The organism is Atlantibacter sp. RC6 (genome assembly GCF_014193285.1).
Taxonomy (GTDB): domain Bacteria; phylum Pseudomonadota; class Gammaproteobacteria; order Enterobacterales; family Enterobacteriaceae; genus Atlantibacter.
Genome location: NZ_JACHZE010000001.1, coordinates 741,593 through 758,825, shown reverse-complemented (window position 1 = coordinate 758,825; position 17,233 = coordinate 741,593). Strand labels below are relative to the sequence as shown.

Annotated in this window: 19 protein-coding genes and 1 riboswitch; of the genes, 4 read left to right on the top strand and 15 right to left on the bottom strand. The window is 53.8% G+C overall.

The window, feature by feature from the left end; genetic code table 11:
• Positions 1-64: 64 nt before the first annotated feature.
• Entirely contained in the window at positions 65-391 is a 327-nt protein-coding gene (locus FHW74_RS03670) for a DUF1493 family protein (protein WP_183169197.1), read from the bottom strand.
• Positions 385-849 carry an STM2901 family protein gene (locus FHW74_RS03665; RefSeq protein WP_183169196.1) on the bottom strand — a complete coding sequence of 155 codons (465 nt, stop codon included), beginning with the start codon at positions 847-849 and terminating at the stop codon, positions 385-387. The genes FHW74_RS03670 and FHW74_RS03665 overlap by 7 nt, the downstream gene beginning before the upstream one ends.
• A 276-nt stretch (positions 850-1,125) precedes the next feature.
• Positions 1,126-1,222: riboswitch (TPP riboswitch) on the top strand.
• Between the two features lie 34 nt (positions 1,223-1,256).
• On the opposite strand from FHW74_RS03665, the gene thiM reads away from it, so the two are divergent.
• The 3 genes from thiM to FHW74_RS03650 all read left to right on the top strand — a co-directional run bounded on the left by thiM (position 1,257) and on the right by FHW74_RS03650 (position 3,655).
• A complete protein-coding gene (gene thiM, locus FHW74_RS03660; RefSeq protein ID WP_183169195.1) occupies positions 1,257-2,045 on the top strand; it encodes a hydroxyethylthiazole kinase in 789 nt (262 codons plus the stop codon).
• Positions 2,042-2,842 carry a bifunctional hydroxymethylpyrimidine kinase/phosphomethylpyrimidine kinase gene (thiD, locus tag FHW74_RS03655; RefSeq protein WP_183169194.1) on the top strand — a complete coding sequence of 267 codons (801 nt, stop codon included), beginning with the start codon at positions 2,042-2,044 and terminating at the stop codon, positions 2,840-2,842. Before thiM ends, thiD begins: the two co-directional genes overlap by 4 nt.
• Before the next feature lie 66 nt (positions 2,843-2,908).
• Positions 2,909-3,655 carry a GntR family transcriptional regulator gene (locus FHW74_RS03650; RefSeq protein ID WP_183169193.1) on the top strand — a complete coding sequence of 249 codons (747 nt, stop codon included), beginning with the start codon at positions 2,909-2,911 and terminating at the stop codon, positions 3,653-3,655.
• On the opposite strand, the gene FHW74_RS03645 is transcribed toward FHW74_RS03650, so the two are convergent.
• Genes FHW74_RS03645 through FHW74_RS03635 form a run of 3 tightly spaced genes read right to left on the bottom strand, consistent with a single transcriptional unit; the run spans position 3,629 to position 6,881 of the window.
• Positions 3,629-4,606 (bottom strand): PfkB family carbohydrate kinase, encoded by a 978-nt coding sequence (locus FHW74_RS03645; protein ID WP_183169192.1) that lies wholly within the window; start codon positions 4,604-4,606, stop codon positions 3,629-3,631. The two genes, FHW74_RS03650 and FHW74_RS03645, sit on opposite strands and share 27 nt — an antisense overlap.
• The gene (locus FHW74_RS03640; protein WP_183169191.1) at positions 4,603-5,607 is read right to left on the bottom strand and encodes an ADP-ribosylglycohydrolase family protein; all 1,005 of its coding nucleotides are present in this window, start codon (positions 5,605-5,607) and stop codon (positions 4,603-4,605) included. Before FHW74_RS03640 ends, FHW74_RS03645 begins: the two co-directional genes overlap by 4 nt.
• On the bottom strand, positions 5,604-6,881 hold the full coding sequence (locus FHW74_RS03635; protein ID WP_183169190.1) for a nucleoside permease: 1,278 nt from the start codon (positions 6,879-6,881) through the stop codon (positions 5,604-5,606). The genes FHW74_RS03640 and FHW74_RS03635 overlap by 4 nt, the downstream gene beginning before the upstream one ends.
• A 253-nt stretch (positions 6,882-7,134) precedes the next feature.
• Here FHW74_RS03635 and fbaB point away from each other — a divergent pair, with 253 nt between their 5' ends.
• Entirely contained in the window at positions 7,135-8,187 is a 1,053-nt protein-coding gene (gene fbaB / locus FHW74_RS03630) for a class I fructose-bisphosphate aldolase (protein ID WP_125291688.1), read from the top strand.
• A gap of 33 nt (positions 8,188-8,220) precedes the next feature.
• Here fbaB and yegS read toward each other — a convergent pair whose 3' ends face one another.
• From yegS to mdtD, 10 genes are all read right to left on the bottom strand, one after another.
• Positions 8,221-9,120 carry a lipid kinase YegS gene (gene yegS, locus FHW74_RS03625; protein WP_183169189.1) on the bottom strand — a complete coding sequence of 300 codons (900 nt, stop codon included), beginning with the start codon at positions 9,118-9,120 and terminating at the stop codon, positions 8,221-8,223.
• A gap of 253 nt (positions 9,121-9,373) precedes the next feature.
• A complete protein-coding gene (yegQ, locus tag FHW74_RS03620) occupies positions 9,374-10,735 on the bottom strand; it encodes a tRNA 5-hydroxyuridine modification protein YegQ (protein ID WP_183169188.1) in 1,362 nt (453 codons plus the stop codon).
• 210 nt (positions 10,736-10,945) lie between these two features.
• Entirely contained in the window at positions 10,946-11,389 is a 444-nt protein-coding gene (locus FHW74_RS03615) for a Shiga toxin A subunit (RefSeq protein WP_183169187.1), read from the bottom strand.
• Between the two features lies 1 nt (position 11,390).
• Complete coding sequence (locus FHW74_RS03610) at positions 11,391-11,759, bottom strand: tlde1 domain-containing protein (protein ID WP_183169186.1); 369 nt, start codon at positions 11,757-11,759, stop codon at positions 11,391-11,393.
• Positions 11,759-12,250, bottom strand: a complete 492-nt coding sequence (locus FHW74_RS03605) for a type VI secretion system tube protein TssD (protein ID WP_183169185.1) — start codon at positions 12,248-12,250, stop codon at positions 11,759-11,761. Before FHW74_RS03605 ends, FHW74_RS03610 begins: the two co-directional genes overlap by 1 nt.
• Before the next feature lie 386 nt (positions 12,251-12,636).
• Positions 12,637-12,990 (bottom strand): putative T6SS immunity periplasmic lipoprotein, encoded by a 354-nt coding sequence (locus tag FHW74_RS03600; RefSeq protein WP_183169184.1) that lies wholly within the window; start codon positions 12,988-12,990, stop codon positions 12,637-12,639.
• Complete coding sequence (locus FHW74_RS03595) at positions 12,987-13,511, bottom strand: type IV secretion protein Rhs (RefSeq protein ID WP_183169183.1); 525 nt, start codon at positions 13,509-13,511, stop codon at positions 12,987-12,989. Before FHW74_RS03595 ends, FHW74_RS03600 begins: the two co-directional genes overlap by 4 nt.
• Before the next feature lie 189 nt (positions 13,512-13,700).
• The gene (baeR, locus tag FHW74_RS03590; RefSeq protein ID WP_183169182.1) at positions 13,701-14,423 is read right to left on the bottom strand and encodes a two-component system response regulator BaeR; all 723 of its coding nucleotides are present in this window, start codon (positions 14,421-14,423) and stop codon (positions 13,701-13,703) included.
• Positions 14,420-15,826 (bottom strand): two-component system sensor histidine kinase BaeS, encoded by a 1,407-nt coding sequence (gene baeS, locus FHW74_RS03585; protein ID WP_183169181.1) that lies wholly within the window; start codon positions 15,824-15,826, stop codon positions 14,420-14,422. Before baeS ends, baeR begins: the two co-directional genes overlap by 4 nt.
• Positions 15,823-17,232 carry a multidrug transporter subunit MdtD gene (gene mdtD / locus FHW74_RS03580; protein ID WP_183169180.1) on the bottom strand — a complete coding sequence of 470 codons (1,410 nt, stop codon included), beginning with the start codon at positions 17,230-17,232 and terminating at the stop codon, positions 15,823-15,825. Before mdtD ends, baeS begins: the two co-directional genes overlap by 4 nt.
• Position 17,233 lies beyond the last annotated feature (1 nt).

Genomic DNA, 17,233 nt, shown 5'->3' with positions numbered 1-17,233 from the left:
GTTTAAAATTGCCGTTGTCGTTCAGCAAGGTTGCTGCAAACTCTATTAACGTATGAAATATTTATTAACTATATAACCATCTTCCCGCTTTTGCAGATTCTATTAACATACCAATCGTTAATTTCGGTACGGGCACAGGCGCACTTTTTTTTATTGGATTCCATGAAAAGGGAATTTCTGGGTAATAATTTTTAATATCGAAACAATTCTTATCAATGTCGAAAACGGCAAAAAACTCATCCATTAACGCTTCTGCTTCTTCTTCCTCAAAGTTTAAGTCCAAATCCAGATCTGTATCTGGCGTCAGCACAGGTTGTCTACTTTTGAACAGGTACACGCCATCGTAACGACGGACAAGTGCATAAATTTTGTTTTCAAGAGCGTTTACCATATTCTATCTTTGCCTCTTGCTATAGCATTGTAATCCCTGATAGTACGATACGTTATCTCAGAGACATCAAATGCAAGAATTAGCACGCCAAGGAGGGGGATTGAGCGTCCAACAAAAGTTCCAATATGAGATACCATTCTCCTTTTGGCAGTCCACGGAGTATACCCCTTTGTCCATGTCGGTAATTGGATGCCAAAAGGAAACTGGGCTTTCCTGAAAACTGACCTCGCTGCTTTTGATGCATATGATGTTCCCTTCGTTGCACCGGCGGGTTTAGTTCTGGTAGGAATAGTATTTCTACCAGAAATAATGGCGACTATAGCGCCATAATCAGCAAAGCCTAAATCAAATTGCGCTATTGTCTTTTCACAAAAAATCATAAACAAAAGTTCAGTAGCAGTTAAATTATACCTGCCTGCATAGAAATATGTGCCATTGAGTTCTTCAACTGTGTCCATAATAAGTACCTTACTTTCCATGATTAATGCTTACTAATCCTACCGGTAAGAAACTAACCTGGAGAATAAGTATTTATATAAAAGAGGCAAAATTTATCGTTTTAAGAAAAAGGCTTAAATGCAAGATTGAACATTTTTCCCTGATGAAAATCATTAATAATGAATGACCATAACCTATTGATAAAGTATAAAAAGAGATTCCCATTTTAGGAGGGCGGGGTTTATAATATTATAAGGAATTGATATGTAATTTACTGTAATGTAGATAGATTTCAATTCTATGACTCGGGGTGCCCTTCTTTGTGAAGGCTGAGAAATACCCGTACCACCTGATCTGGATAATGCCAGCGTAGGGAAGTCAGATACCTGCCGGGTATCCCTTCTTCACAGCCTGGCAGGAGCGAAACATGCAACCTGACCTGCTTTCCCCCGCGCAAATCGCGCACATCGCCAGCCAGCTGGCTACCTGCTCGCCACTCGTTCACTGTCTGACCAATCAAGTCGTGCAATCATTTACCGCTAACGTGCTGCTGGCGGTAGGCGCGTCGCCCGCTATGGTGGTCGATCACGAAGAGGCGCTGGCGTTTAGCGCCATTGCCGACGCGCTGCTGATTAATATCGGCACCCTGACCCGCGAGCAGGCGCTGGCGATGCGCGCGGCAATTGACGGCGCCAACCGCGCGGGCAAACCCTGGACGCTCGATCCGGTCGCCGTGGGCCCGCTGGCGTTTCGCAGCCGCTTCGCCCGGGAAGTGATAACGCAGAATCCAGCGGCGATCCGCGGCAACGCCTCTGAAATTCTTGCCCTGGCGGGCAACGGCGCTGGTGGGCGCGGCGTGGATACCACCCAGGGCGCGCAGGAGGCGTTAAGCGCAGCCCGCGAACTGGCCCGGCAAACCGGCGCAATCGTGGCGGTGACGGGCGAGGTGGATTATGTAACCGATGGCGAGCAGACTTTTGCAATTACCGGCGGCGACCCGCTGATGACGCGGGTCGTGGGCACCGGCTGCGCCTTATCGGCAGTGGTCGCAGCGGCTTGCGCCTTACCGGGTTCCCGGCTGGAAAACGTCGCGGCAGCCTGCGGGATTTTCGCGCAGGCGGGCAAGCGGGCGGCCGCGCAGTGCCAGGGGCCAGGCAGCTTTCCGTCCCTCTTTCTCGACGCGCTGTACTCGCTGCATACGGAGGGGGCACGATGAAACGCATTAACGCCCTGACCATTGCCGGTACCGATCCCAGCGGCGGCGCGGGTATCCAGGCGGATTTAAAAACCTTCTCCGCGCTGGGGGCCTATGGCGCGACGGTGATCACCGCGCTGGTGGCGCAAAACACCTGCGGCGTGCAGTCGGTTTATCGTATCGAACCGCACTTTGTGGCGGCGCAGCTTGATTCGGTGTTCAGCGATTTACGCATCGACACCGTGAAAATCGGCATGCTGGCGGAAACGGACATTGTCGACGCGGTCGCTGAACGGCTGGCGCACTACCGGGTCGCCAACGTGGTGCTGGATACGGTGATGCTGGCGAAGAGCGGCGATCCGCTGCTATCGCCCTCGGCGGTGGCGACCCTGCGCGAGCGGTTATTGCCGCACGTGGCGCTGATTACCCCCAACTTACCTGAAGCCGCCGCGCTGCTGGATGCGCCGCACGCCCGCAATGAGCAGGAGATGCATCACCAGGGCGAGGCGCTGCTGGCGCTCGGCTGTGAAGCGGTGCTGATGAAAGGGGGTCATCTCGACGATCCGGAAAGCCCGGACTGGCTGTTTACCCGCGACGGCGCAACGCGCTTTACCGCGCCGCGCATCGTCACCAAAAATACCCACGGCACCGGTTGTACGCTCTCGGCGGCGCTGGCGGCGTTGCGGCCCCGGCATCAAAACTGGGCGGATACGGTAGTGGAAGCCAAAGCCTGGCTCTCGGCGGCGCTGGCGGCGGCGGATTCGTTAGAGGTAGGGCAGGGCATTGGTCCGGTGCACCATTTCCATGCCTGGTGGTAGTGGGAGTCGCCAGTGCAGCGCCCGTGGTACTATACTGGCGATATTTTGTATCAGGACGAGATTTGCATGGAACCCGCTCACACGCGCCTCATTGAACAGCTCAATGCCCGTTTTGCACTGTCGGACAATACGCCGCTGTATTTGAAATTTGCTCAAACAGTGAAGGACGCCGTACGCAACGGCCAACTGGAACACGGTAATATCCTGCCCGGCGAGCGCGACCTCAGCCAGCTAACGGGGGTGTCGCGCATCACGGTGCGTAAAGCGATGCAGGCGCTGGAAGATGAAGGGGTCGTGACGCGCTCGCGCGGCTACGGCACTCAAATCAATAATATTTTCGAATATTCGTTAAAGGCCGCGCGCGGGTTTTCCCAGCAGGTGATGCTGCGCGGTAAAAAGCCCGATACGCTGTGGGTCAGCAAGCGCATGGTTCCCTGCCCGGACGACGTGGCGTCGGCGCTGGATTTGCCCGTGAAAAGCGAAGTGTTTTTGCTTAAGCGGATCCGCTATGTGGATGAAGATGCGGTGTCGATTGAGGAGTCGTGGGTTCCGGCGGCGTTAATTGACGATGTGGATGCCATCGGCGTGTCGCTGTATGACTATTTCCGCAGCCGCCATATCCATCCGCAGCGCACCAAAAGCCGGGTGAGCGCCCGGATGCCGGATGCGGAATTCCAGGCGCATATCCAGCTCGACAGCAAAGTGCCGGTATTAGTGATCAAGCAGGTGGCGCTCGATCAACAGAACCGGCCGATTGAATACAGCATCAGCTACTGCCGCAGCGACCTATACGTTTTCGTCTGCGAGGAGTAAGCGCCGCGCCAGTTCGTCGCGTTGCGGCGCGCAATCGCCGCCGCGATGGCTTACCACATACGCCGCGACCGCATTGCCGAGCCTGACGGCGTCAGCAAGCGTCCAGCCCGCCGCCAGCCCGGCCAGGGTGCCGCCTGCGTGGCTGTCGCCCGCGCCGATGGTATCCACCACTTCAGCCTTAAACGCCGCAACATGGCAGGCGGTAACGCCGTCAAAACACCACGCGCCCTGTTTATCATGACGGATGATTAGCGGCGCAGCGTATTTCTCCAGCCAGGCGGGGCCGAGGCTTTGCGGATCGGCGGCGACGTTAAGCTGCAGGGCGGCGATCTCCGCTTCCTGGCGATTCAGCGACACCACAGGTCGACAGGCCATTATTCGCTGTAGTAATTCCGGCGGAATATCGGCGATGCGCGGGCCGAAATCGATAAATGGCGTCACCTGCTCAAGGCTTTCCAGCCAGCCGACCAGCCGTTCGCCGCACGGCGCGGCCAGTTGATAGCCGGACAGCGACACCAGGCTACCCGCCGGGATCGTCAACTGCGCCAGCCACGCGTCACGCCACTGATTTTCCACCCCGCTGAACGACATAAACGTCCGTTCCCCGTCAGGCTCTACCAGCGCCAGGCACCAACCGTTATCCCCCTGATCGGTATTGATTACACTGGTAATGCCTTTCGCCGCCAGGTTGTGGCGAATAATATCCGCCCAGACGCCCTGGCCGATCGGCAGCGCGTTTTGCGCCCTAATGCCGAGCCGCGACAGCGCCACGGCGATATTCAACGCACAACCCCCAATATTGACACTCTGCTGCTGAAGTTCGATATCGCAACCGCGCCACGGCAGGGCATAGGCGTCGGCGATCACATCAATGACCGCCGCGCCGAGCACCGTGACCGGACGGACGGCGGTTAACGTTGCAAGCGCGTCGTGAAGTTCGCGGTTGTTCATGGTGCCTCCCGACGCTCGCGGTAGCGGAGCAATGCCTCGCTGTAGCGACGGAAATCCAGTTGGTTGACCTCATCCAGTTCGCGTTTCAGCGCGCTATCGATACCCTCGATACCGTGCAGCGCGCCGCAAATCGCCGTCGCCATCGCGCCGATGGTATCGGTATCGCCGCCCAGATTGGCGCACAGGATTGCGCAGCGCTGCGTATCGGTTTGCGCCAGTTCCACCATCGCGACGGCGCAGGCCACCGACTCCAGCGTGCTGGTTCCCGCGCCAATCACCTGATACAGCCGTTCGGAAATCGACTCGCTGCCACTGCCTTCGCGCACAATCTGCAACGCCAGTTCGATACGCGCGGCAAGGGAGGCGCTAAAGGTGGTGATCTGCTGCTCCTGGGCATAACGGGCCACGCAAGGCAGGGCATCGACGATGGTTTGCCAGCTTGCGCCATCAATGGCGCGCGATACCGCCCAGGCGATAACCGCCGCCCCGGCAATCGCCAAATCCGATTTATGGGTTGGGCTGGAGGCCAGTCGCACCTGGGCGACAAAGTGTCCCAGTGACTCGGCCGGCAGCAGGCAGCCCAGCACCGAGGCGCGCATCGCCGCGCCGTTGGTGACACCGTTATTCTCCAGTTCACTGACCGGCGTACCCTGACGAATGGCGTTAAGCGCGATTTTTGACGTCGGCCCGAGCACGTTTTTATTGAAGGCGTCGAACGACTCCGCCCAACGCAGAATATGCTGGCCGATCACATCAGGGTCGATCTCGCCGTCGCGCTCCAGCAGCGCATCGGCCACGGCGAGGGTCATCGCGGTATCGTCGGTAAATTCCGCGCGTTTGAAATAGCAGGCGGCATTGTTTTCCGCCGGGCCGGGCAGGAAATGATCGATCCAGCCAAAGTGCGTTTTTACGCGGCTGCGTGGCCATAATTCGGAGGGCATGCCCATGGCATCCCCTAAAGCCTGGCCATATAAGGCGCCGAGAATACGCGTCTGTTTCATTTTGCTTCCTCTGTTTGCAGTGCGGTAGTGTCGCCGTCCACGGCGATGGGGCGGATCTCCCGGTCGGATTCACGGAAAAACAGCATAAACAGGATCGTGATGACCGCGATCATCGCCGCACCGAATCCCCACATGCCCGCCCAGTTAAAAGTCAGGCCGTTGACCGGCGGATTATAGGCGAACATTTTTTCCATCATCACGCCGCCTAAGCGGTAGCCCAGCAGGCTGCCGAAACCCTGGCAGCACAGGGTAATCAGCCCTTGTGCGGCGGTGCGCATATGCACCGGGGCTTTTTTATCCACGTAGATATAGGCGGTCACATAGTAGAAGTCGTAGCTCACGCCATGCAGCAGAATGCCGAGGAACAGCAGCCCGTAGGTGAAGTAATGGTCCGCGCCGCCGTAGACAAAGAAGGCGTAGCGGATCGCCGCGGTCACCAGGCCCAACAACAGTACTTTTTTGATGCCGAAGCGTTTGGTGAAAAACGGCAGCGCCAGCATAAAGAAGATTTCCGAGAACTGGCCGAGCGTCATCCAGCCGGTGGCGTTCTGCATACCCACTTCCGTCAGATAGCCGTTGGCGAAGATGTAGTAGAAGGCCAGCGGCATGGCGAACAGGAATGAGCAGAAAAAGAACACCAGGAAATTTTTGTCGCGCAGCAGCACGATGGCGTCCAGGCCGAGCATGACCTTAAGGCTCAGCTTGCCGGTGCTTTTTGGCGGCGTATCCGGCAGGAACAACGCATAGACGCCCAGCAGCGCCGAGCTTGCGGCGGTAATCAATAACGGAACGTTGGTCGGGGAGATATCGGCGTAGCCTAGCATCTGCGGCAGGAACCCGCACACCAGGCCGGAGGCGATCCAGCCGATAGTGCCCATCACGCGAATGCGCGGGAAGTCGCGCTCAACATCCGCCACGTTGGAAAACGCGATGCTGTTGGTTAACGCAATAGTGGGCATATAGGTCAGGGAGTAGGCCAGCAGCAGCGGGAAGAAATAGACGAATTCCGTCTGCTGCGCCGCAAAGTACATCAGCGCCGCCCCGACGAACATCAGCAACGCCAGCACCTTTTGCGCGGCGAAAAAACGGTCAGTTAATGAGCCCACCAGAATCGGCGAGAGGATGGCGGCGATAGCGGTACAGGCGTATGACCAACCGATTTCGCCGGCGGTAAAACCGCTTTTACTGAGAAACAGCCAGAGCGGCACAAACCAGGCGCCCCAGATAAACCATTCAACAAACATCATGAATGAGAGTTTTGCATTGGTTTTCATTATTTGCCTTCCTGCGAGGTAGAGTACACCTTAACCATACCATTCAATAATACCTTTAAAATACCTTTGAGCGGTTTTTTTGAGCGCGCTAACAGTTTTTCACGCTTGCAGTGCGTTTGTGCGCTGAAAGGAGACAGGCTAAAAATGCGCCGGCGGCTGGAAAATATATCGTTTGCGTATCAGACTTAGTGCTGCCCGCGCCTCTGCGGGCATGGAGCTTTTCTCTACTTTGAGGACCTTACGGGAGCGAATTATGACTGATATTGCGCAGTTGCTTGGCAAAGATGCCGATAGCCTGTTACAGCATCGTTGTATGACCATTCCGGCAGACAATCTTTACCTGCCCGGTGCGGACTATGTGGATCGGGTAATGATTGATAATAACCGTCCGCCTGCGGTGCTACGCAACATGCAGACCCTCTACAATACCGGGCGGCTGGCGGGAACGGGGTATCTTTCCATTCTGCCCGTGGATCAGGGCGTGGAGCATTCGGCGGGGGCATCTTTCGCCGCCAACCCGCTCTATTTCGATCCGAAGAACATCGTTGAACTGGCGATTGAGGCGGGCTGTAACTGTGTTGCCTCAACCTATGGCGTACTGGCATCGGTATCGCGCCGCTATGCCCATCGCATTCCGTTTCTGGTGAAACTGAACCATAACGAAACCCTCAGCTACCCGAATACCTACGACCAGACCCTGTACGCCAGCGTCGAGCAGGCGTTTAATCTCGGCGCGGTCGCCGTCGGGGCGACCATTTATTTCGGCTCCGAAGAGTCGCGCCGCCAGATAGAAGAGATTTCTGCGGCGTTTGAGCGCGCCCATGAACTGGGGATGGTGACGGTGCTGTGGGCCTATCTGCGTAATTCCGGCTTTAAGAAAGATGGCGTCGATTACCACGTCAGCGCCGATTTAACTGGCCAGGCTAACCATCTGGCGGCGACTATCGGCGCGGATATCGTCAAGCAGAAGATGGCGGAAAATAACGGCGGCTATAAAGCGGTGAATTACGGTTATACCGACGAGCGCGTCTACAGCAAATTAACCAGCGATAATCCTATCGACCTGGTGCGTTACCAGCTGGCGAACTGCTATATGGGGCGAGCCGGGCTGATTAACTCCGGCGGCGCGTCGGGCGGTGAAGCTGATTTAACCGATGCGGTGCGCACGGCGGTAATTAATAAACGCGCAGGCGGGATGGGGCTGATCTTAGGGCGTAAAGCCTTTAAGAAATCCATGGCGGATGGCGTGAAACTGATCAATGCCGTTCAGGATGTTTATCTGGATAGCAAAGTCACCATCGCCTGATAAAACAGCCGGGTATACCCGGCTGATAAGTTTTTAGCGCAACAGCGGGCAATCCGGCGGCAGGCGGCACAGCAGCGCGCCGGGTTTGACTGCCAGCCGGAACTGCTGGCCGCTGAGCGGTTCGCCGTCAAGGTTAAAGGTCATTTCATGGGGCGAGGTGATTTCAAACCATGAAGAGATACCATCAACAATATTCGGGCTGTCATCCGGGCGAGTCAGGGTCGTAAACAGCGCGGGTAATAGCTCATCACCGGTAAAAATCCGCACCCGCAACTGCCCGTCATTGATCAGCGCGTCCGGGCACAACTGCTGGCCGCCACCTGCCTGACGCCCGTTGCCGAAGCCAATCACCAGCGCATCTCCCTGCCAGTGAAAATTCTCGCCGCGAATTTCGCAGCGGTCCGGTTGCAGGGTATCCATACGCAGCAGACCATGCAGCAGATAAGAAACGCTGCCCAGCGCGGCCTTGAGTTTTTCCGGCGTTTCGGTGGTGATGCGGGTGCCGAAGCCGCCGGTCGCCATATTGATAAACGCGGCCTGTTGGTTGACCTCCACCAGATCGATTGGCGTCGCTTTCCCGGCAATGGCGAGCTTCAGCGCTTTATCCAGCTCAGCTGGAATGCCGGTGCTGGTGGCGAAGTCATTGGCAGTGCCCAGCGGTACGATGCCGAGCGCCGGGCGTATCGCCGTATCAATACGTGACAGTGCAGTCGCCACTTCGTTAATGGTGCCGTCCCCGCCGCCTGCAATCACCGTTTCCACGCCCAGCGTGACCGCTTCATTGACGAAACGCTCGGCATCGCCTTTTTCCCACGTTACGCGGACATGCAGGGTGACGCCTTCTTCGCGCAACAGGTTGACTGCGCTGCGCAGCAGGTCATTGCCTGCGCCTTTGCCATTAAGAACGATCAGTGAAGCGGGGATGCTGTCCATGGAGTGTCCTGAAATGAGTCAATCTTCAAGAAGTTTATCCTGGAAAGGAAAATTGCGTGTCAGAACGCACTGAAAGAGGAAGAAAAAAATAAGCCTGCGTAAGGGAGATTACGCAGGCTAAGGAGGTGGTTCCTGGTACAACTAGCATTTATGGGTTATGTTTTTCAGCGAATCGAATCATACCCGGATAGCGGGTGGCGGTATGTGATCTCTTTCTAAGATTCATCCTATGAGAAAAAATAACCGAAATGAATCACTTACCGTGAGGATTGCGGGTGCTCTGACCAGAGAAATTTCGCATCAACAGGGCAAACTCCAGCGCTAAATCCTGAGGAACCGGCATCCAGACGGTATAACCATCTCCCGGCGCCACTTCCATTTTCTCTCCTTTAGCGTTTTCCAGATGCTCGAGGGTGAAATTGACGTTACCCTGCGGGGTCATCAGCTCCAGGCTGTCGCCGAGAGAGAATTTATTTTTCACCTTCACTTCCGCCAGTTCGCCGCGGCGCTCGCCGGTAAATTCCCCGACAAACTGCTGACGATCGGATACCGAGAATCCATACTCATAGTTCTGGTAATCGTCATGGGTGTGACGACGCAGGAACCCTTCGGTATAGCCGCGATGCGCCAGGCCTTCCAGCGTCTCCAGCAGGGTAGGATCAAACGGTTTGCCGGCGGCGGCGTCATCAATCGCCCGGCGATAAACCTGGGCGGTGCGGGCGCAGTAGTAGAAGGATTTAGTACGGCCTTCGATCTTCAGCGAGTGCACGCCCATTTTGGTCAGGCGTTCCACGTGCTGGATGGCGCGCAGATCTTTGGAGTTCATGATATAGGTGCCGTGCTCGTCTTCGAACGCGGTCATATATTCACCGGGACGTTGGGCCTCTTCCACCATAAACACTTTATCGGTCGGCGCGCCGATGCCCAGCGTCGGCTCGATGGTCTGCACCGGGATCGGCTCGTGGATGTGCACGATATTGCCCACATCGTCCTCTTTGCCTTCTTTAACGTTATATTCCCAGCGGCAGGCGTTGGTGCAGGTGCCCTGGTTCGGGTCGCGCTTGTTGATATAGCCAGACAGCAGGCAGCGGCCAGAATAGGCCATGCACAGCGCGCCGTGCACGAAGATTTCGATCTCCATATTGGGCACCTGTTCGCGGATTTCCGCGATCTCTTCCAGCGACAGTTCGCGGGATAAAATCACCCGCGTCAGGCCCATCTGCTTCCAGAACTTCACCGTCGCCCAGTTCACCGCGTTGGCCTGCACCGACAGATGGATATCCATTTCCGGGAACGCTTCGCGCACCATCATGATCAAACCAGGATCGGACATAATCAGCGCATCCGGCCCCATATCGATCACCGGCTTGAGATCGCGAATAAAGGTTTTCAGCTTGGCGTTATGCGGCGCGATATTTACCACCACATAGAATTTTTTACCCAGCGCATGGGCTTCATTGATGCCGAGCTGCAAATTCTCGTGGTTGAATTCGTTATTGCGCACCCGCAGGCTGTAACGCGGCTGGCCGGCATACACTGCGTCTGCGCCATAGGCGAAAGCGTAACGCATGTTTTTCAGCGTTCCCGCCGGGGAAAGGAGTTCTGGTTTAAACATTGGTGTTCTCGTTCTGATGTCAGGTCAGAACCGCCTCACCGGGTGGGGCGGCTTGGGGAGAGGATTATCCCCCACATTGAAGGCGGGAATTGTAGCGTCGAGGGGAGCAGAGGTAAAGTGCGGTGCTGTTGCAGGATACTTAACATTCCCGCTTAACATATAACAAAAGCCCTAACATTAACGGAAAGGGCTTTAGCTGATAAACATACACTAAAATTCTCTGGATAAGGTAATATAACCGTTAAATCTTATTGAGCACTCATCTTTATTCATAAGGCTGGTTGCAATAAAAACAGCTTTCTTTTTATCTTTGTTAAAGTAGGTGTATTGAGCGGTGATAGACTTTACTTCATTTTCATAGTAACTGGAAAAGAAAATTCTGTTATAGGTATCCTCTGTTTTATCTTTCCCAGGATATTTATTGAAATCGATTCTTGCCAGATATTCCGCATATATTTTAGATATTGGCGTAATATCTAAGATTTTTACTTGTGTTTTGTCGCGTACAATAGTTGATGTGTCTATTTTTAACTGCTCTGATAATGCCTCAAAAAGCGATATTTCCATTGAGGCACCGGCAGTGGCACAGCCATAATTGTTAGCATATGAAAACATTGGTACCGTTGTTACCAGGAACAGTAATATTTTTTTCATGTTAATCCTCTACTACCAGTATCTTGTCTGTGCTGTCATTAATTATCATGCGCTCGGATAAGTTCAGGATTATACATCCATCAGAAGCATCTAAGGGGTGAGCTGAACTATTACCATGGATCATGAAACCATCGCGGCCACACATCTGATTTTCGATAAAGGGTGTAAGTCTCATAGTGTAGGCTTTTGTTTTATGATGATAGAAAGCTGCTCCAATAGTATAGGTACCGCGCGGTATTGGACCTTTACCGCTGACACATTCATTAGCGGAATCATTCATAAATCCTGGCCTGCCTGAATATTCGGCGTTAAATTTATAGATACCATCCAGGTAGAATGTATGTGCACTCACCTTATATACCCACGGCATTATGCGGCCTCCTTATTATTCCATGAATCAGAGTGGATTATGTTCCCATCAAGGTAGTGCCATGTTATCCGCTCATAGGATAAATAAAATGCTTCAAGGTGGTTATGCTTTTCATACGCGGGATCTTTAATATCCAGCATAAAGGGTTCAATCTCGTTCACCCTGACATTTTCCATAGTTACCCGGAAGTACTCTTCTTCCTGACCGTTATAGTTGATGCGATAGAATTTTAAAACTGCTTGTTTGAATTTTTGACCCGTAGATACGCCTCTATATAAATAAGGTGATGAGCTATCAACTTCTTTAATGAGAAAGTAATCATTATGTATGCGTTTGCTGGTGATTTTACCCGTTTGATTATCGGTAGGTAACTCCACATTATGCATAAGTTCTACTATTTCAATAGAGCCTTCACGATTCTTTACATCGACGCAGCCTTTTACGGCATTATTACCTTCATCGTTCAACCATAAATACACTGGAATCGCCATGTTATCTCCTTCACTAAATAGATCCATTACCAAACAATATAGCCAACTTAACGAGCATCCCTGCACTCTTTTAGGACCACAGCTAATACAAGTTGTGCGAGCAAGGCATGTGAATAGCTAAAGACGAGTGTAAAACCAGTATGCGTAATGTCTAATATTGCTATGTGTTTTTTTAGATTTATTTGTACGCTGATGTTTCAGTGGATCATGTCAATAATACATTACAGCTTGATATGTTTTATCCCTGTGATCATTGAAACTACTTGATTTTGTCGAAAAGGGGATCAGCTGACGATATGAATATTGAACTTAGCTCTGAACAGAAACGTGCTCTTGAGACACTGTATTTTTGATTCTTCAATGGAGTTATCGCTTTATAAAACATTTCATCTGGTAATATTGGTAACGGTACCGTTGAGATCGATGTTGAATTCTAAACGATATTTCTTCTCATTTAATACATAAAGCAAGCTATAGTTGAATCCGCGCTTCAATTGAATGTCAAAACATAAGTTGGGATAAATCCTGCTTTTTTCCTGGTCGCCAGAATGCATTATGGTATTCGAGTAATTATCTATGGACGAACTGAGAGAATAAAAGCTTAAAACATCTCCATTTTTAGCGTTAATACATAATAAATTTTCATTAATCGAAGCCGCTCCTTGTTCGCTGAATGCTAATCTATCGCCGGAACCACATCCGACCAGAATAAGACATAATATAATCATCGCTACTTTCATACAGTGATGCCTTGTATAACTTGCTGATATTTTTTTATCAAATCTTTGACGTTCTCAGCGGGATTGTAATCTTTATATTTTATCAAATAACTATATTTATTAAATCCATATTGTAATAGTAACCAATAGTCAGCGATTATACATGCTTGCTGTTCCATAGAGTAATGAGATAGATTCTTTTTCGTTAAGTCATAAAAATAATCTGCAGCCCACGAAAATAAACCACGAGTCCGCACAAACATCCCTCTTTGTTGCTGATAAACATGCATCATTTCGTGTATGAATATATGCTGTAGATCCGGACCACTTATAGAGTAGTCATCTCTATAAACTTTGTCCTGAAACCATATTTCTCCATTAGGGGTCATCGCAGTGTCAAGATTTTGTAAATTAAAAGGTAAATAGCTCTCGAAATGTATCCAGACTTTGTGATATTGAATACAGTACCTGAACACTGTTGATGCAAGCTGAATTTCTCCAGTCGTCAATAAACGTAATCCACCTTTCCGCAGTTGTTGCATTTCAACCTCCTTGCCAAATTTAGTTTATTATTCCTGTCATCTATTATGATAAGTGTGAATAGACTCATATTGTACAATCAGTTCAAATGTTATAGCGAAAATATTATGTGTAATTTGATACGTAAACTAATGTCGATACCTATATTTAACGTAAAAGCCCACTGTTCGTGGGCGGTCATCAGATAATAATTACATTAAACGACAGGCATCCGCTTCCCAGCGATATCCCACGCCATACACCGCGCGGATAAATGACTGCTCTTCGTCAAGGGCTTCCAACTTGCGGCGCAGGTTTTTGATATGGCTATCGATGGTGCGGTCAGTCACCACCCGGTAATCGTCATACAGCTGGTTCAGCAACTGTTCGCGGGAAAACACTTTGCCCGGCTCGTGAGACAGGGTTTTAAGCAGCCGGAATTCAGCGGGCGTCAGGTCTAAGACTTTTTTGCGCCAGCTTGCCTGGAAGCGCCCTTCATCCACCACCAGCGGGCTTTCGGCATCCTGTTTCGCCAGCTCTTTTTGCGGCTTGCAGCGGCGCAGAATAGTTTTCACCCGCGCCACCACTTCCCGTGGGCTGTAGGGTTTGCAGATGTAATCATCCGCGCCGATTTCCAGCCCCAGCAGCCGGTCAATCTCTTCGATTTTGGCGGTGACCATGACAATCGGCACTTCGGAAAAGCGGCGGATTTCCCGGCACAGCGTCAGCCCGTCGACGCCGGGCAGCATCAAATCCAGCAGGATCAGCGACGGCGGCGTCTGGCGCACATAATTCAGCACCTTGTCGCCATGATCGATCAGCGTCGGCGCATAGCCTGCCGCCCGCAGATAGTCGATTAACAGTTGCCCCAGCTTGGGCTCGTCTTCCACGATCAGAATGCGTGGCGTGTTTTCATCTATCGGTAGCTCTGTCATGCGTCTCTCGGTAATTCGTCGTCGAGGGGTAGCGATACAGTAACGCGAATCCCCCCTGATGGTGAGTGGTCGGCGCGCAGCGTGCCGTTATGGGCGGCGACGATATTGGCGCAGATCGCCAGGCCCAGCCCGGAGCCGCCGCTGGCGCGGTTGCGCGATCCTTCGGCGCGATAGAAGCGCTCAAACAGCTTGCCGAGCTGATCATCGGTCACGCCGGGGGCGCTGTCGGAAAACGCCAGCGTCAGGGTGTGAGCCTCGATGCGCCCGTGGATCTGCAATCCGCCGCCCGCGTCGGTATAGCGCAGGCTATTTTCCAGCAGATTATTAAACAGTTGCATCAGGCGATCGCCGTCGCCAAACACCACTGCATGATCGGGTAACGACAGCGCGATCGTCAGCCCACGCGCCGCAAAACGTTCGCGGAACGCGCCTGCCGCCACTTCCAGCAGGTTGACGATATCCACCGGTGCTTTCTGGTACGCCAGCGCGCCTTCGTCGGAGAGCGAAAGCTGGTGCAAATCGTCCACCAGCTTGGTGAGAGTGCCCACTTCCGCCTGAAGCGATGCCACCGACTCCGGGGTAAACTGGCGCACACCGTCCTGAATCGCCTCCAGCTCCCCGCGCAGTACCGCCAGCGGGGTCCGCAGTTCATGGGAAATGTCCGCCATAAAGTCACGACGCATCTGTTGGTTTTTCTCCAGCGTACTGGCGAGCTGGTTAAAGTCCTGGGCCAGTTTGCCCAGTTCATCCTGGCTGTTAGTGGCCACGCGTGTAGAGAAATTCCCGGCCGCCAATTGGTGGGTACCTTCCACCAGCCGTTTGACCGGCGCCAGCAGGCCGCGCGCCAGCAGCAGCGTCGCCGCCGCCGCCAGCAGCGTTGACAGCGCGACAATCAGCCAACTGGTGCGCCGCTGCTGCTTATCAAAATTGATATCGGTGGAGCGGGTGAGGCGCTCCACCGGCGAGGCGATCACCCAGCCAACGCTGGCATTATTCACCGTGATCGCCCGGCGCATGCCATCCGGCGGCACCGGCGAGCGCGGGCCGACCAGTACGGTCTGGTTTTCATCCACCACCCAGAACTGGGTGCGCCAGCCGTGGGGCGGCATGCCGTTTGGGCGGCCACGCTCCTCGTCGGAATCCCGTTCGAGCGAGCGCAGGATTTGAAACACAAAGCGGTCGTTGTGGCGTAAGAAGTGCCAGTTGCCATGCAGGGCGTACTGCTCGCCCAGGGCGTCGCTCAGCAGTTCAAGACGCTGGGCGTTGCCGTGTTTAATGTAATCAATAAAGCCGCGCTCGAAGCTAAACCGCACCGCCCAGTGCATAGTGATTAGCAATAAAATGCAGGTGGCGAATATCGCCAGAAACAGCTTTCCCGTGATGCCGGGCCGCCACAACTTCATTTCTGACTCCTTTTGCCGCGCGCGATCACCTCGTTTTTACGGGTGTCTTCCGGAACGCGGGTAAACACCAGCGCGGGCAGCGCGATAATCACCGCCATGCTGATATAGGTATAAAGAAACACGCTGTGCGCCGACTCCGGCGTCAGATGCTGATGGCCGAACGCACCGAGCAGCAAGCCGGCGACGGTCACGCCGAGGCTCATGGAAAGCTGCATCACCATCGACAGCAGGCCGTTGCCGCCGCTGGCGAGCGCGTCAGGCAGGTCTTTCAGCGTCAGGGTATTCATGGTGGAGAAGCGCACCGCGTTGACCACACCCTGCAACAGCAGCACCACGGGCAATACCCAAATCCAGCCCAGCAGCGCGGTACCCATAAACAGCAGCGTCACCAGCGCCAGCGCAAGCGTGGAAAACACCAACACCTGCCGGTAGCCAAAGCGGTTAACGATCTGCACCACGATGCGCTTGATGCCCATGCTTCCCAGCACCATCGGGATCATCATTAACCCGGCGTGAAACGGCGAAAATCCCAGGCCAATTTGCAGGAATACCGGCGTCATAAACGGCAGCATCCCGCTGCCGATACGCCCGACCAGGCTGCCCAGCAGCCCGATGGAAAAACTCGGCGTCTGGAACAGTTCCAGCCTGAACAGCGCCCGCTCGTTGCCTCGGGCGTGTTTGAGATACAGCGCCAGCGCCAGTAAACCGCCTGCCGCCATCAGCCCGATCCAGGCCACAGAGATGCCGAGCGTTTTTTGCCCGTCCAGCGCCAGGGTCAACGCCGCCATCCCGAAGGCCAGCATCAGGAAGCCGGAGAAATCGAAGCGCCGGGTTTGCATGGTGTAGTTTGGCATCAGCCACAGCGTGGCAATCGCGCCGACGATCCCCACCGGCAGGTTAATCAAAAAGATCCAGTGCCAGGAGGCGTATTCCACCAGGATCCCGCCCAGCGCCGGGCCGAGCAGCGGGCCGATTTGCCCCGGCAGGGTGACAAAGGTCATGGCCGCCATATACTGCTCGCGCGGCACGATTTTCATCACCGTCAGCCTGCCTACCGGCACCATCATCGCGCCGCCGATCCCTTGTACCACACGCGCCATAATCAGCCCGTCCAGGGTGCTGGCCTGGGCGCAAAACAGCGAGCCAAGCGTAAACAGTACGATGGCGCTAAAGAAAATATTACGCACCCCCACGCGGTCGGCGAGCCAGCCGCTGGCGGGCAGCATCACCGCTACGGTGAGCACATAGGAGACAATCACCATATGCATGTGCAGCGGATCTTCGCCAAGGCTCCGTGCCATTGCGGGGAGGGCAGTGTTCACAATGGTGGTATCCAGCGTTTGCATAAAGAAGCCAAACGCCACAATCCACAACTGCCAGCGCACATTTTGGGGCAATTCCGTCATC

What these genes read in the sequence shown, in the direction of transcription:
- FHW74_RS03640 (WP_183169191.1), bottom strand. Translation starts at nt 5,607, where the DNA reads ATGAAACAGACGCGTATTCTCGGCGCCTTATATGGCCAGGCTTTAGGG.
- FHW74_RS03600 (WP_183169184.1), bottom strand. Translation starts at nt 12,990, where the DNA reads ATGAAAGTAGCGATGATTATATTATGTCTTATTCTGGTCGGATGTGGT.
- FHW74_RS03615 (WP_183169187.1), bottom strand. Translation starts at nt 11,389, where the DNA reads ATGAAAAAAATATTACTGTTCCTGGTAACAACGGTACCAATGTTTTCA.
- FHW74_RS03670 (WP_183169197.1), bottom strand. Translation starts at nt 391, where the DNA reads ATGGTAAACGCTCTTGAAAACAAAATTTATGCACTTGTCCGTCGTTAC.
- FHW74_RS03610 (WP_183169186.1), bottom strand. Translation starts at nt 11,759, where the DNA reads ATGCCGTGGGTATATAAGGTGAGTGCACATACATTCTACCTGGATGGT.
- baeS (WP_183169181.1), bottom strand. Translation starts at nt 15,826, where the DNA reads ATGAAGTTGTGGCGGCCCGGCATCACGGGAAAGCTGTTTCTGGCGATA.
- fbaB (WP_125291688.1), top strand. Translation starts at nt 7,135, where the DNA reads ATGACTGATATTGCGCAGTTGCTTGGCAAAGATGCCGATAGCCTGTTA.
- thiM (WP_183169195.1), top strand. Translation starts at nt 1,257, where the DNA reads ATGCAACCTGACCTGCTTTCCCCCGCGCAAATCGCGCACATCGCCAGC.
- mdtD (WP_183169180.1), bottom strand. Translation starts at nt 17,232, where the DNA reads ATGACGGAATTGCCCCAAAATGTGCGCTGGCAGTTGTGGATTGTGGCG.
- thiD (WP_183169194.1), top strand. Translation starts at nt 2,042, where the DNA reads ATGAAACGCATTAACGCCCTGACCATTGCCGGTACCGATCCCAGCGGC.
- yegS (WP_183169189.1), bottom strand. Translation starts at nt 9,120, where the DNA reads ATGGACAGCATCCCCGCTTCACTGATCGTTCTTAATGGCAAAGGCGCA.
- yegQ (WP_183169188.1), bottom strand. Translation starts at nt 10,735, where the DNA reads ATGTTTAAACCAGAACTCCTTTCCCCGGCGGGAACGCTGAAAAACATG.
- FHW74_RS03645 (WP_183169192.1), bottom strand. Translation starts at nt 4,606, where the DNA reads ATGAACAACCGCGAACTTCACGACGCGCTTGCAACGTTAACCGCCGTC.
- FHW74_RS03665 (WP_183169196.1), bottom strand. Translation starts at nt 849, where the DNA reads ATGGACACAGTTGAAGAACTCAATGGCACATATTTCTATGCAGGCAGG.
- FHW74_RS03605 (WP_183169185.1), bottom strand. Translation starts at nt 12,250, where the DNA reads ATGGCGATTCCAGTGTATTTATGGTTGAACGATGAAGGTAATAATGCC.
- FHW74_RS03595 (WP_183169183.1), bottom strand. Translation starts at nt 13,511, where the DNA reads ATGCAACAACTGCGGAAAGGTGGATTACGTTTATTGACGACTGGAGAA.
- baeR (WP_183169182.1), bottom strand. Translation starts at nt 14,423, where the DNA reads ATGACAGAGCTACCGATAGATGAAAACACGCCACGCATTCTGATCGTG.
- FHW74_RS03635 (WP_183169190.1), bottom strand. Translation starts at nt 6,881, where the DNA reads ATGAAAACCAATGCAAAACTCTCATTCATGATGTTTGTTGAATGGTTT.
- FHW74_RS03650 (WP_183169193.1), top strand. Translation starts at nt 2,909, where the DNA reads ATGGAACCCGCTCACACGCGCCTCATTGAACAGCTCAATGCCCGTTTT.